Below are 12,841 nucleotides of genomic sequence, written 5' to 3' on the forward strand. Positions count from 1 at the left end.
CTGCGTGCGCGGCCCGCGTGCGCCATGCGCCGCCCGTGGTTCTGTGCGCGGCGCCGCGCGCCTACGCGGCGATCTCCGCCCGCTCGACGAGCGCGCAGACGGCGGCCGTCACCTGCGCGGTGGTCGCGCTGCCGCCGAGGTCGCCGGTGTGCAGCGCGGGGTCGGCGGTCACGGTTTCGATCGCGTGCATCACGCGTGCCGCGGCGGCCGTTTCGCCGAGATGGTCGAGCAGCATCGCGACCGACCAGAACGTGCCGACCGGATTCGCGAGGCCCTTGCCCATGATGTCGAATGCCGAGCCGTGGATCGGCTCGAACATCGACGGATAGCGCCGCTCGGGGTCGATGTTGCCGGTCGGCGCGATGCCGAGGCTGCCCGCGAGCGCGGCCGCCAGATCGCTGAGGATGTCCGCGTGCAGGTTGGTCGCGACGATCGTGTCGAGCGAGGCCGGGCGGTTGACCATGCGCGCGGTGGCCGCGTCGACCAGTTCCTTGTCCCACGCGACGTCCGGGAACTCGCGCGCGATCTGCTGCGCGATCTCGTCCCACATGACCATCGCGTGGCGCTGCGCATTGCTCTTCGTGATGACGGTCAGCTGCTTGCGCGGCCGCGACTGCGCGAGCCGGAACGCGAAGCGCATGATGCGCTCGACGCCGGCACGCGTGAGGATCGACACGTCGGTGGCCGCTTCGAGCGGATGGCCCTGATGCACGCGCCCGCCCACCCCCGCATACTCGCCTTCGGAGTTCTCGCGCACGATGACCCAGTCCAGATCCTCGCGCCGGCAGCGCTTGAGCGGCGCGTCGATGCCGGGCAGGATGCGGGTCGGCCGCACGTTCGCGTACTGGTCGAAGCCCTGGCAGATCTTCAGGCGCAGGCCCCACAGCGTGATGTGATCGGGCACGTCCGGGTCGCCGGCCGAGCCGAACAGGATCGCGTCCTTGCCGCGCAGCGCGTCGAGGCCGTCCGCCGGCATCATCGCGCCGTGCGCGCGGTAGTAGTCGGCGCCCCAGTCGAAATTCTCGAACTCGAACGCGCATTGCCGGGTCGTCCGCGCGACGGCCTCCAGCACCGCGCGGCCCGCGGGCACGACTTCCTTGCCGATGCCGTCGCCGGGAATGGTTGCGATGCGCCACGTCTTCATGTCTGCCTCCTTGATTCTGGGTGTGGACGCACTTTACCGAACCACGGGTTCAGAAACCGGTGCTAGACTCAAAGCATCTTTAACCTGAATTCACAAATAGCGCCGTGACCGACGCCGTTCTTCCCGCCGACCTGGGCTTTTTCTCGACGCTGGCCGCGTCCGGCAGCCTGAGCGCGGCGGCCCGCGAGCTGGGGCTCACGCCGGCCGCGGTCAGCAAGCGGCTCGCGCAGATGGAGCAGCGCGCGGGCGTGCCGCTCGTCAACCGCACCACGCGGCGGATGATGCTCACGCCCGAAGGCGACGTCTATCTGGAGCGCGCGCGCCGCATCCTCGACGAAATCGATGCGCTCGGCGAACTGCTCGGCGGCGCGAAGCAGCATCCGAAGGGGCTGCTGCGCGTGAATGCGACGCTTGGCTTCGGGCGCAGTCACATCGGGCCGGTGATTTCGCGGTTCGTCGTGCGTTATCCGCAGGTGTCGGTGCAACTGCAACTATCGGCCACGCCGCCGCCGCTCACCGACGATTCGTTCGACGTCTGCGTGCGTTTTGGCGAGCCGCCTGATGCGCGCGTCGTCGCGCGCCGGCTCGCGCCGAACCGGCGTCTGCTGTGCGCGGCGCCCGCGTATCTCGCGCGCCGCGGCGTGCCGGCGACCCCGCACGACCTCGTGCGGCACGACTGCATCGGCATCCGCCAGGGCGACGAGGCGTATGGCGTGTGGCGGCTCACCAGCGAGCGCGGCGCGGCGAGGGCGACCGAGTCGGTGCGCATCCGCGGCAACCTGACCACCAATGACGGCGAGATCGCGGTGAAATGGGCGCTCGACGGGCACGGCATCCTGATGCGCGCCGAGTGGGACATCCGCGAGTATCTGGCCGACGGGCGGCTCGTGCTCGTGCTGCCCGATTACGACACGCCCGGCGCGGACATCTACGCGGTCTACGCGCAGCGGCATCAGTTGTCCACGCGCATTCGCGCTTTCGTCGATTTTCTGGCCGGGGAACTCGGCGAAGCGCGCGGAGCGCAGGCGCCGCCGCGCGCGGGCGCACGGCGGCGCTAAGCGCCCGCGCGCCGACCTGAGCGCTTGCGCGCATCGACCTGAGCGCAGGGGCACGTCGACCTGAGCGCAGGTGCGCGTCGACCTGAGCGCAGGGGCACACCGACCTGAGCGCTTGCGCGCGTCGTCATCCGGGTGGCCCCGCGACGCGCGCGTTCACGCGTGCTGCGCGCTCACGCCTGCGCACGCTCCTTCAGCCGCTTGCGGTGCGCGGCGACCTTCGCCCGGTTGCCGCAGATTGCCATGCTGCACCAGCGGCGCGCATGGCCGCGCGTGTGGTCGGCAAACAGCAGCGTGCAGCGCGGCCCTTCGCATGCTTTCACCTGCGTGAAATCTTCGCTGCACACCAGTTGCGCCAGCGCCTCGGCGAGCGGCATCAGCAACGCGGCGGGCGAACTCCAGCGCCGCTGCGCGCGCAACTCGAACGGGATCGTCGCGTCCGCCGGCGCGGGCCCGATCTGCGCATGCCGTTCGTCGTGTCCGAGCAGTTCGTTTAGCCGATCGAGCGCGCCGAGATCGGCCGCCGCGAGCGGCCGTCCCTTGTGCTGCTGGACGAAGCCCCGGAACCATTCGCGCAGTGCCCGCGCTTCGGCGGCGGTCGCGTCCAGTTCGGCGGGCGTGGCGCGCGCGCGGATCGCCGCGAGCGCCTCGTGCGGCACCAGCCGCGCCTGATCCAGCCAGTCGAGCAAGCCGGCGCCGTCGCCGATCCAGTCGACCGGCTGATCGACCGGCGTGGCGACCGAATTCAGGAAATCGAGCCCCGGGGCATCGGCTATCAGGATCGCGGGCATCTGACGGTAGTCCATTGCGCGTCGCCTATGAGGAATGACGTGAGGGAAGTGTAACCATCAAAAAACTTCTTGACAAGTTACATCATGAATAACTAACCTTCACGAATGCTTCTAAACGGTTACTCAGATTGTCAGGTCGTGCCGGCCTGGATCGCGATACGAGGCATTCACACACTTCTTAGGAGCGGGACATGGCTGCAGGCAAGGTGAGCGTGGTGCTGGCGCACGGTGCGTGGGCGGACGGGTCGAGCTGGCGCAAGGTGATCGCGCAACTGGACGCGCAGGGCGTGCGCGCCGTCGCGGCGCCGCTGCCGCTGAGTTCGCTGCGCGACGACGTGGCGGCGCTCGAGCGCACGCTCGAACGGATCGAGGGTCCGGTCGTCCTCGCCGGGCACGCCTATGCGGGGGCGGTGATCGGTGCGACGCGCGCGGAGGCGGCGAAGGCGCTGGTGTACGTGGCGGCGCTCGCGCCGGACGAGGGCGAAACGGTCGCCGACGTGTTCTATCGCGGCGACGCACACCCGCAGGCGCCGCAACTGGCGCCGGACCGGCACGGGCTGATCTGGCTGCCGGATGCGGCGTTCGCCGCGGCGTTTGCGCAGGACGCGACGCCGGCCGAGCTGACGGCGCTCGCGGCGGCGCAGCGGCCGATCGCGGTGGCGAGCATCGGCGAAGCGGTCGGCCGTCCGCTCTGGAAGGACCGGCCGGCCTGGTTCCTGGTGGCCGCGCGCGACCGGATGATCAACCCGGCGACGCAGCATTTCATGGCCGAACGCATGCGGGCGCAGGTGCGCGCGCACGACGTCGATCACACGCCGATCGTGACAGCCGCGCAGGCGGTGACCGACGTGATCGTCGAAGCGGCGCGCGCGGTCGCGGCGGGCTGAACAGGCGCCGCGCGCGAGGCGTGCGGCGCGTGCACATCTCCGGGCCACGGGCCGGATCTGTCATTTCATGGAGAGACATCATGACCTCGATTGCCTATCGTCACGCGGACGTTGACGGTTTCAAGGTTTTTTATCGCGAGGCGGGTCGCGTCGGCGCGCCGAAGCTGCTGCTGCTGCACGGCTTTCCGAGTGCGAGCCACATGTTTCGCGACCTGATGCCGCTGCTGGCGGAGCGCTTTCATCTCGTTGCACCGGATCTGCCGGGATTCGGCCAGTCCGACATGCCGGCGCGCGAGCAGTTCGCGTATACGTTCGACCGCATCGCGAACGTGATCGAGCGCTTCACCGAAGTAGTCGGCTTCGATCGTTACGCAGTCTATGTGTTCGACTATGGCGCGCCGACGGGATTTCGCCTTGCGCTTAGGCATCCTGAACGAATTGCCGCGATCATCTCGCAGAACGGCAACGCATACGAAGAAGGACTGAGCGAGGGCTGGAATCCGATCCGCGCATACTGGCAGGATCCGTCGCCGGCGAATCGGGCGGCGCTGCGCGGGTTCCTGACGCACGAGACGACCGTGTGGCAATACACGCATGGCGTGCCGGATGCGGCGTCGGTGTCGCCGGACGGCTATTCGCTCGACACGTTCTATCTGCAGCGGCCGGGCGCGGACGAGGTGCAACTGGACCTGTTCGGCGACTATCGCAGCAATGTTGCGTTGTATCCGGCATTCCAGCAGTATTTCCGCACGCATCAGCCGCCGTTTCTCGCGGTGTGGGGCAGGCACGATCCGTTCTTCCTGCCGGCCGGCGCGGAAGCGTTCCGGCGCGACATGCCGGACGCGGTGGTGCGCCTGTTCGACACCGGACACTTCGCGCTCGAAACGCACGCCCGCGACATCGCGGCGGAAATCGGCGCGTTTCTCGCACACTGACCGACCCCACTCGACTTCATCAGGAGAAGCAGGATGTCCAGCAAAGTGGCTATCGTGACCGGCGCAAGCCAGGGAATCGGGCGGGCGACCGCCGTGCGGCTGGCGCGCGATTTCGGCGCGCTGGTGCTCGTCGCGCGCAATCTCGAGAACCTGAAGCAGACCGCCGAAGACGTGACGAATGCAGGCGCGCAGGCGCTCGTGATCGACGGAGACCTCGCCGAACCGGGGCTCGCCCAGCAGGTCGTCGAACAGACGCTCGCCCGCTTCGGGCGCATCGATGCGCTGCTGAACATTGCGGGCGCGGTCCCGCAGATCGACGTGTTCGAGATGAGCGACGACGCGTGGGAGCAAGGCCTCGCGCTGAAGCTGCACGGCGCGCGGCGGCTGACGGTCGCCGCATGGCCGGCGCTGAAAGCGGCCTCGGGCTCGGTCGTGATGATGTCCGGCAACTCGGCGCTGTTTCCGAAGCCCGCCTATGCGGCGGTCGGCACGATCAACGCGGCGATCGTTGCGCTGGCGAAGGCGTTTTCCGAGCGCGGCATCGCGGACGGCGTGCAGGTGAACAGCGTGCTGCCCGGTGCGGTGATGACCGGCCGGCGGCGTTCTTACCTGGAGCACTGGGCGCCGCTGCACGACATGAGCGTCGAGGAGGCCACCGCGAAGTTTCCGCTCGAAGCGGGCATTGCGCGTTACGGCACGCCGGAGGAAATCGCGGAACTGATGGCGTTCATCGTGTCGCCGGCCGCGCACTGGATGACCGGCGCGACGCTGCGGATGGATGGCGGCGAGGTGAAGTCGGTCTGACGTTCAGCGCTGACGCGGCGTGCCGTCGCGATCGCCGCGTGCGGCGCGCCGCTGCGCTTGCGCGAACATCTCGCGCAACTGATGCCGCTCGTCTGCGCTCAGATGCGCAACGCCGGCGGGCATCGCGAGCACGAGGTGCAGCGTGAGCGTGCCGCGCGCGCCGCTGCGATCGGCCAGCCCGGCGCCGATCAGGCGCAGCGTGCTGCCAGGCTGCGCGTTCGGCGCAATCGTCAGGCGCCGCGCGCGGCCGAGCACCTGCGCGTCGTACTGGCCGCCCAGCGTCGCGGTGACGAAATCGACCGGCAGCTCGCATGCGAGATTCAGCCCGTCGCGGCGCACGCCGGGGCCGCAGACAATGGCGACCGTGAAGATCGCGTCGCCGGCCGGCCCGCCGTTCACGCCCGGATGGCCGGCGCCTTCGACGACGAGCCGCTGGCCGTCCCACGCGCCCGCCGCGACGGCGACGCTGCGCGTGACGCGCGCCGCGGCGATGCCGCTGCCGAGACAGTCCGCGCAGCCGCTCCTGGACACCGGCCGGCCGGTTCCGGCACACGCGCCGCAGCGTGTGCCGGGGGGCGTGCGGCCGCTGCCGCCGCAGCGCGCGCAGGATGCGCTGCGGCCCCGGCACGTGCGGCACGGCCCCCTCACCGCGTAGCCCGCTTCGACGTCGCCGCCATGCAGCGCCGCTTCGAGCGGCACGAACAGTTCGACCGCGCAGTTCGCCCCGCGCAGCGGCGGACCGCGATGCACGGGCGAGGCGGCAGTGTCGGCAGTGTCGGCAGTGTCGTCGGGGCGGGCGCGCGCCGGCGGCGCGGACGGCTCGGGCGACCCGGAGACCGTCGGCGGGGGCGCCGCGCGCTTGCCGGCGAGAATCTCGAACGCTTCCTGAATGCGCTTGAATACCGGTTCGACGCTCGCCTCGCGGCCCTTGTGGCGGTCCGGATGATACCTGGCGCGCAGCCGCCGGTAGGCGCGCTTCACGTCGGCGGGGGAGGCCGTCACCGGCAGTTCCAGCCGCCGGTAGTATTCGGCGAGACTTTCGTCGAGACTCAAGGGGATTCCCGTTTGTTTTTTCGACGCGCCAGTCTATCAAGAGCGCGGCCGTCGACCGAGGATGCACGCGCTTACGCTGGCGCGCAATCCGACGCTGTCGCGAGGGCCGCGCGCATCTTGCCGTGCTCCACGTCGGTGGCCGGATTGTAGACGACCATCGTCAGGTCCGGCCGTCCGTCCACCGCGAAAGCGGAGTACTCGAACGCAAACGCGCCGAAGCGCGGATGACGGATCCGCTTGACGCCCTCGTGATGCGCCGGCGCGGGGTTGTCGCGCCACATCGCGTCGAACTCCGGGCTCGTGCGGCGCAACTCGTCGACCAGGTCCGCCACCGCGCTGGCCGCGCCCGCGCGCGCGACGTCCACGCGGAACGCGCCCACGACGAAGCGCGCGACGCTCTCCCAGTCGTACTGCAGCGTGCGGGCGTCCGGATCGAGGAACATCGTACGCAGCACGTTGCGCTGCCCGGGCGCGAGTGCGCCGTAGTCGACCAGCATCACGGTGGCCGCGCGGTTCCATGCAACGACATCCCACGTTGCGGTGCGGATTAGCGCGGGGCTCGGATCCAGCGCGTCGAGCACGCGCTGCAGCCGCGGCGTGACGCCCTGGCTCTGCTGATAGCGGCCTTCGGGCGGGCGCCCGAGACCCAGCAGGAACAGGTGCTCGCGCTCGGCGCCGGTGAGCATCAGCGCTTCGGCAATCCGGTCGAGGACGTCGGCGGACGGGGCGCCGCCACGGCCCTGTTCGAGCCACGTGTACCATGCCGCGCTGATATGGGCCCGCTGCGCGACTTCTTCGCGCCGCAGGCCCGGCGTGCGGCGCCGCTGTGACGAAAAGCCGAACGCGGCCGGGTCGAGCCGGGTGCGCCGGTCTTTCAGGTAGCGGCCGAGCAGGTGAGGGCTGGTGGCGGGATCGTTCATCCTGTCCGTTTCGATCACACGACGAAGTCGCCAATCTAGCATGACGGATGACGCGATCATGTCACGGGGGTCGTGACGACGGACGAGGGTCATCCCGTCCATGCGTGATCCGCATCAATCGTCGGGTCAAGCGAATAATGTAGTTTTACTGATTATGTCGACGACCGGCATAACCGATGCAATCGCGTGACGTATGCGCAAACACGTTGCCGCGGCACAACGTCTGCTCACAGGGCTTGCGGATGTTGCGCGAGCGGCTATACTCAAATCGTCTCCTCCATGTCTTCTCCTGATGTGGATTGAACCCGCCCTCGCGGCGGGTATTTTTTTGCCTGTCTTCCGCAGCGCCTGGCAGCGCCTGGCGGCTTTCCGGCGGTTGCCGGTCGTTTCCTGCCCTCCGTCGCGCCTGCCGCGGCGCCGCTCCGCTAATGCTTGCGCGTGCTCGTCAGCAGCGTCTGCACGATCACCGCGACGAGCAGGAACCCGCCGCTCGCGAGATTCTGATAGTACGGGCTCAGGGTTCCGACCTGATTGATCACGTTCTGGATCACGCCGAGCAGGATCACGCCGGCTAGCGGTCCGAGCATCGTGCCGACGCCGCCGGTCAGCAGCACGCCGCCGATCACCGCGGCCGCGATCGATTGCAGTTCGTACCCCGCGCCTGCGCCCGACAGCCCCGAATCGAGGTGCGCCGCGAGCAGTGCGCCGGCGAGCCCGGCGAGCGCGCCGCTCACGCCGTACGTGACGATCTTCACGCGCTCGACGCGCACGCCGAGCATGCGCGCCGCTTCCTCGCTGCCGCCGATCGCGAACACCGACGCGCCATACGACGTGCAGTTGAGCACCAGCGCGCCGAGCGCATAGGCGAGCGCGAGAATCCAGATCAGGTTGCTCACGCCGAGCAGCGAACCGTTTGCGATGCGCGTGAACGCAGCCGCATTCGGAATCAGCAGGTCCTCGCTGGCGAGCACGAGCGCGAGGCCCTTCAGCCCGAGCAGCGCCGCGAGCGTCACGATGAACGGCGCCATCCGCGCACGCGCGATCAGCACGCCGTTGACGAAGCCGACCAGCAGCCCGACCGCCACCGGCGCGACGAGCGCCGCGAGCCAGCCGAACGGCGCCGCATACGCGGCGATCACGGTGCCGAGTCCGACCAGCGAGCCGACCGACAGGTCGAAGCCGCCGAGGATGATGACGAGGCTTTGCCCGATCGCGATCAGGCCGAGAAACGACGCGGCGGACACGATGTCGGCCAGATTCGCGGCATGCAGGAAGTCCGGGAAGATTGCGCCGGCAGTCAGGCACACGAGGATCAGGATGCCGATCGCGCCGCGCGCCTGGATGAGCTGCACGATCCGGTTGCGGCGCTCGTTGCGCGAACGCAGCGCCGCGCCGCCGCGCGCACCGGCTGCGTGGTCCGCGTTGCCTGCGTGGTCCGCGGGGTCTGCGTGGCCTGTGTCGCCGGCGGAAGGGGCGGGGCGGTTGCCGTGCGGGTTCATGCGGGTGTCCGTGCTCACGTTACGCCCCCTGGCGCTGCAGATACAGCGCCACGACGATGAACACCGCCTTCAGGATCTGCGCATACGTGAAGCTGATGTTGTTCATGATGAAGCTCGCGTCGAGCACCTGCAGCAGCAGCACGCCGAACACCGTGCCGACGATCGAGATGCGCCCGCCCGACAGCGGCGTGCCGCCGATCACCGACGCGGCGATCGAGTCGAGCTCGAAGTTCACCCCGACGTAGTTCGGATCCGATGCGCCGAGGCGCGCCGACGCGATCAGGCCGGCGAGGCCCGCGAGCGCGCCGCTTGCCGCGTAGACGAGAAACAGCGTGCGGCGCACCGGGACGCCGGCGAGATACGCGGCATCGCGGCTCGCGCCGATCAGGATCGTATAGCGGCCGAACGTCGTGCGGCGCACGATCAGCGCGGTCAGCAGCGCGAGCGCGATGCCGATCAGCACGACGACCGGAATCGGCCCCACCGCGCCGATGCCGAGCAGGTCGAACGCGTCGGAGGACGGCAGGTCCACGCGCGAGCCGCCGAGCAGCGCCTGTGCGAGACCGCGCGCGGCGACGAGCAGCGCGAGGCCGGAGATCAGCGGATCGATCCGCACGATCGACACCAGCGCGCCGTTGAAGATGCCGGCGGCGAGGCCGATGCCGACGGCGGCGAGCATCGCGACGCCGGTGCCGTAGCCGAGACAGACCGCGATCGCCGCGCTCGACAGCGCCATCACGGAGCCGACCGACAGGTCGATGCCGCGCGTCGCGATCGCGAGGTTCTGGCCGAGCGCGATCAGGATCACGGGCGCGGCTTCGAACAGCAGGCTGCGCGCCGCGAGCGGACTGGCGAAGCCGGGCGTGACGGCCAGGTTGAACAGCACGAGCACGACGAACGCGACATACACGCTGTGCTCGCGCACCCACGCGAGGCCGGCGCGCGCGGCGAATGCGCCCGCTTGCGGGTGCTGGGCCGGAGAGTTCGGCTGATTCAATCGATCCTCGTTCTTTCAGGGTGGGCGGCGGCGCGTGGCCGGCCAGGGCGCGCGGGCCGGCGTCACGCCGGCGGCGCGGCGCTCGCGAGCAGGGCGAGCACGTCGTCGGGGCTTGCGCCGTGCGTGGCGACCTCGCCGGCGCTCGCGCCCTCGTTGAGCACGACGAGCCGGTCGGTCAGTTCGAGCAGCTCTTCCATCTCGGACGACGTGACGACGACCGCGAGCCCGTCGTCCGCGAGCGCCTGCACGACGCGGTGCACTTCTTCCTTCGCGCCCACGTCGATGCCGCGCGTCGGATCGTCGAGCAGCAGCACCGCGGGGTCCGTCGACAGGCAGCGCGCGATCAGCGCCTTCTGCTGGTTGCCGCCGGAGAGCGTCGAGATCAGCGCGCCGGGGCCGGCCGTCTTGATGCCGAGCCGCTCGATGTAGTGCTGCACGAGCGCGTCCTGCTTGCGGCGCGAAATGAAGCCGAAGCGCGAGATCTGCGGCAGCGCGGACGCGACGATGTTGTCGCGCACCGGCAGGCCCGGGAAGATGCCCTCCGAGCGGCGGTCTTCGGACAGAAAGGCGAGCCCGCGATGGATCGAGCGGGCCGGCACGGTATGGCCGAGCGGCGCGCCGTTCACGTGGACCGCGCCGGCATCGGCCTTTTGCGCGCCGAACACGGTTTTCAGCGTCTCGGTGCGGCCCGAGCCGAGCAGGCCCGCGAGCCCGACGATCTCGCGCGGCGCGACGCGCATCGAGACGTTGCGCACCCGCGTGCGCCAGCGCAGCCCCTCGACCTGCAGCGCGGGGCCGCCGGCGCGCGCATCGTCGAGCGCGCGCGGGCCGGCGCGGCCGCCGAGCCCTTTCGTGTCGTTGCCGAGCATCGCCGCGATCAGCGCGTTGCGCGGCAGTTCGGCGGGCGTGCCGGTCTTCACGATGGCGCCGTCGCGCATCACGGTGAAGCGGTCGCACAGGCGATAGCATTCGGACAGACGGTGGCTCACGAACAGCAGCGCGATGCCGTCGGCGCGCAGCCGCTCGACCACGCCGAACAGCACTTCGACCTCGGCGCCGGAGAGCGCGGAGGTCGGTTCGTCGAGAATCAGCACGCGCGCGCCGAGCGACACGCCGCGCGCGATCGACACCATCTGCTGCGCGCCGAGCCCGAGCGCGCTGAGGCGCGCGGCGGGGTCCACCGTGAGCCCGTAGCGGCGCAGGATGTCGCCGGCCATCCGGTTCATGCGCGGCCGATCGATCAGGACACCGAAGCGTTTCGGCTCGTGGCCGATGAAGATGTTTTCGGCGACGCTGCGCTCGGCGATCAGGTTGATCTCCTGATACACCGCGCACACGCCGTTCTGCTGCGCGCCGCGCGGGTTCGGGAACGCCACCGGCGCGCCGTCGAGCAGCACGCCGCCGTCGTCGGGCTGATGGAAGCCGGTGAGGATCTTGATCAGCGTGGACTTGCCGGCGCCGTTCTCGCCGACGAGCCCGTGCACCTCGCCCGCGCGCAGCGCGAGCGACACGTCGCGCAGCGCGCGCACGACGCCGAACGTCTTCGACGCGCGGCGCGTTTCGAGCACGACCGGATGCGCCGTGTCGCGGGCGGCATCCGGCGGCGGGGCGGTGTGATGCGGTTCGCTCATGCGCAGCCCTGTGGAGGTGGGACGCGGGATCAGTAGACGGCGCCCGCCGCCAGCGAGCGCTTCGCGTTGTGCTTGTCGTACAGCGCGTCCTTCATGATCTGCTTTTGCGGCACCGGCTTGCCCGCGAACCAGTTTTCGAGCGACTTGAACGCGAGCGGACCGAAGCGCGGGTTGGTCTCGACGTCGGCGGCCACCGTGCCGTTCGCGATGTCCTGCACGACGTCCTTGGTGCCGTCGATCGAGACGATCGTCACGCCCTTGAGCTTGCCGGCCTGGCGCAGCGCGGTGATCGCGCCGAGCGTCATCACGTCGGCGTGCGTGTAGACCGCGTTGATGTCGGGATGCGACAGCAGCATCTGCTCCATCACCTTCTGCGCCTCGGTGGTCGACCAGTTTGCGGTTTGCGCCGCCACCAGCTTCATGCCCGGGTACTTCTTCAGCACCTCGGCAAAGCCGTCGGTGCGCTCGCTTTCGACCGTGTTGCCGTAGCCGCCCTGGATCTCGGCGATCACCGCGTGGCCGCCGGTCGCGTCGGCGAGCGCCTGCGCGGCGCGCTTGCCCTGCTCGTAGAAGTCGGAGCCGAGGAACGTGATGAAGTCGTCGCAGAACGTGCCCGCCGTCTGCCGGTCGATCGTCACGACCGGGATGCCTTTCGCGCGCGCCTGCGCGAACGCCGGCTGCAGGCCGGTCGAATCATTCGGCGCGACGATCAGCGCCTGCGCGCCCTGGTTGATCATGCTCTCGATGTCCGCGACCTGCTTGGCCTGGTTGTCGTTCGCGTTCGTGTAGAGCAGGCGCTTCACGCCGGCCGCCTTCGCGGCGGCGCGCACCGACGCGGTCTCGGTCGCGCGGAACGGATTCTGCTCGTTCTCCGATTGCGAAAAGCCGACCACCAGATCGCTCATTTTCACGTTGCCCGGCTTCGGATTGGTACAGGTGGCCGACGAGGTGTCCTGCACCTTTTGCGCGCCGTTGTCCTGCGCGTGCGCGCCGAGCGACCATGCGCCCGCAAGGCAGAGCGTGAGCGCGGCCAGTTTGTGCTGCAGCTTTGCTGATGACATGCGTGTCTCCGTAGTTGTGAACACCTGCTGGTGCTGGCGACTGCGTCGTTCCATGCTGCGCCGT

General features: G+C 69.7%; 12 protein-coding genes. 4 read left to right on the plus strand and 8 right to left on the minus strand.

Annotated features, from left to right (window positions below; translation table 11 throughout):
* Positions 1–61: 61 nt before the first annotated feature.
* Positions 62–1,144, minus strand: a complete 1,083-nt coding sequence (locus AC3AP7_RS21395) for a tartrate dehydrogenase (protein WP_487364560.1) — start codon at positions 1,142–1,144, stop codon at positions 62–64.
* A 104-nt stretch (positions 1,145–1,248) separates the two neighbouring features.
* Here AC3AP7_RS21395 and AC3AP7_RS21400 point away from each other — a divergent pair, with 104 nt between their 5' ends.
* Entirely contained in the window at positions 1,249–2,202 is a 954-nt protein-coding gene (locus AC3AP7_RS21400; RefSeq protein WP_487364561.1) for a LysR substrate-binding domain-containing protein, read from the plus strand.
* 170 nt (positions 2,203–2,372) lie between these two features.
* On the opposite strand, the gene AC3AP7_RS21405 is transcribed toward AC3AP7_RS21400, so the two are convergent.
* Positions 2,373–3,005, minus strand: a complete 633-nt coding sequence (locus AC3AP7_RS21405) for a CGNR zinc finger domain-containing protein (protein WP_487364562.1) — start codon at positions 3,003–3,005, stop codon at positions 2,373–2,375.
* Positions 3,006–3,181: 176 nt separating this feature from the next.
* Between AC3AP7_RS21405 and AC3AP7_RS21410 the strand changes: the two genes are divergently transcribed.
* From AC3AP7_RS21410 to AC3AP7_RS21420, 3 genes are all read left to right on the plus strand, one after another.
* The gene (locus AC3AP7_RS21410) at positions 3,182–3,877 is read left to right on the plus strand and encodes an alpha/beta fold hydrolase (RefSeq protein WP_487364563.1); all 696 of its coding nucleotides are present in this window, start codon (positions 3,182–3,184) and stop codon (positions 3,875–3,877) included.
* Between the two features lie 80 nt (positions 3,878–3,957).
* Positions 3,958–4,812 carry an alpha/beta fold hydrolase gene (locus AC3AP7_RS21415; protein WP_487364564.1) on the plus strand — a complete coding sequence of 285 codons (855 nt, stop codon included), beginning with the start codon at positions 3,958–3,960 and terminating at the stop codon, positions 4,810–4,812.
* 33 nt (positions 4,813–4,845) lie between these two features.
* Positions 4,846–5,616 carry an SDR family oxidoreductase gene (locus tag AC3AP7_RS21420; protein WP_487364565.1) on the plus strand — a complete coding sequence of 257 codons (771 nt, stop codon included), beginning with the start codon at positions 4,846–4,848 and terminating at the stop codon, positions 5,614–5,616.
* Positions 5,617–5,619: 3 nt separating this feature from the next.
* Here the strand turns inward: AC3AP7_RS21420 and AC3AP7_RS21425 are convergent, their stop codons facing one another.
* The 6 genes from AC3AP7_RS21425 to AC3AP7_RS21450 all read right to left on the minus strand — a co-directional run bounded on the left by AC3AP7_RS21425 (position 5,620) and on the right by AC3AP7_RS21450 (position 12,777).
* Positions 5,620–6,669, minus strand: a complete 1,050-nt coding sequence (locus tag AC3AP7_RS21425; protein ID WP_487364566.1) for a DnaJ C-terminal domain-containing protein — start codon at positions 6,667–6,669, stop codon at positions 5,620–5,622.
* Between the two features lie 71 nt (positions 6,670–6,740).
* Positions 6,741–7,589 carry a helix-turn-helix transcriptional regulator gene (locus AC3AP7_RS21430; RefSeq protein ID WP_487364567.1) on the minus strand — a complete coding sequence of 283 codons (849 nt, stop codon included), beginning with the start codon at positions 7,587–7,589 and terminating at the stop codon, positions 6,741–6,743.
* A 425-nt stretch (positions 7,590–8,014) separates the two neighbouring features.
* Positions 8,015–9,106 carry an ABC transporter permease gene (locus tag AC3AP7_RS21435; RefSeq protein ID WP_487364568.1) on the minus strand — a complete coding sequence of 364 codons (1,092 nt, stop codon included), beginning with the start codon at positions 9,104–9,106 and terminating at the stop codon, positions 8,015–8,017.
* Between the two features lies 1 nt (position 9,107).
* Positions 9,108–10,085 carry an ABC transporter permease gene (locus AC3AP7_RS21440; RefSeq protein ID WP_487364569.1) on the minus strand — a complete coding sequence of 326 codons (978 nt, stop codon included), beginning with the start codon at positions 10,083–10,085 and terminating at the stop codon, positions 9,108–9,110.
* A 62-nt stretch (positions 10,086–10,147) separates the two neighbouring features.
* Positions 10,148–11,716: a sugar ABC transporter ATP-binding protein gene (locus tag AC3AP7_RS21445; RefSeq protein ID WP_487364570.1), complete on the minus strand. Its 1,569-nt coding sequence runs from the start codon at positions 11,714–11,716 to the stop codon at positions 10,148–10,150.
* 29 nt (positions 11,717–11,745) lie between these two features.
* Positions 11,746–12,777 (minus strand): ABC transporter substrate-binding protein, encoded by a 1,032-nt coding sequence (locus AC3AP7_RS21450; RefSeq protein WP_487364571.1) that lies wholly within the window; start codon positions 12,775–12,777, stop codon positions 11,746–11,748.
* Between the last annotated feature and the right edge of the window lie 64 nt (positions 12,778–12,841).

The organism is Paraburkholderia sp. PAMB 6770 (genome assembly GCF_057748135.1).

What these genes read in the sequence shown, in the direction of transcription:
- AC3AP7_RS21415 (WP_487364564.1), top strand. Translation starts at nt 3,958, where the DNA reads ATGACCTCGATTGCCTATCGTCACGCGGACGTTGACGGTTTCAAGGTT.
- AC3AP7_RS21445 (WP_487364570.1), bottom strand. Translation starts at nt 11,716, where the DNA reads ATGAGCGAACCGCATCACACCGCCCCGCCGCCGGATGCCGCCCGCGAC.
- AC3AP7_RS21450 (WP_487364571.1), bottom strand. Translation starts at nt 12,777, where the DNA reads ATGTCATCAGCAAAGCTGCAGCACAAACTGGCCGCGCTCACGCTCTGC.
- AC3AP7_RS21395 (WP_487364560.1), bottom strand. Translation starts at nt 1,144, where the DNA reads ATGAAGACGTGGCGCATCGCAACCATTCCCGGCGACGGCATCGGCAAG.
- AC3AP7_RS21410 (WP_487364563.1), top strand. Translation starts at nt 3,182, where the DNA reads ATGGCTGCAGGCAAGGTGAGCGTGGTGCTGGCGCACGGTGCGTGGGCG.
- AC3AP7_RS21430 (WP_487364567.1), bottom strand. Translation starts at nt 7,589, where the DNA reads ATGAACGATCCCGCCACCAGCCCTCACCTGCTCGGCCGCTACCTGAAA.
- AC3AP7_RS21420 (WP_487364565.1), top strand. Translation starts at nt 4,846, where the DNA reads ATGTCCAGCAAAGTGGCTATCGTGACCGGCGCAAGCCAGGGAATCGGG.
- AC3AP7_RS21405 (WP_487364562.1), bottom strand. Translation starts at nt 3,005, where the DNA reads ATGGACTACCGTCAGATGCCCGCGATCCTGATAGCCGATGCCCCGGGG.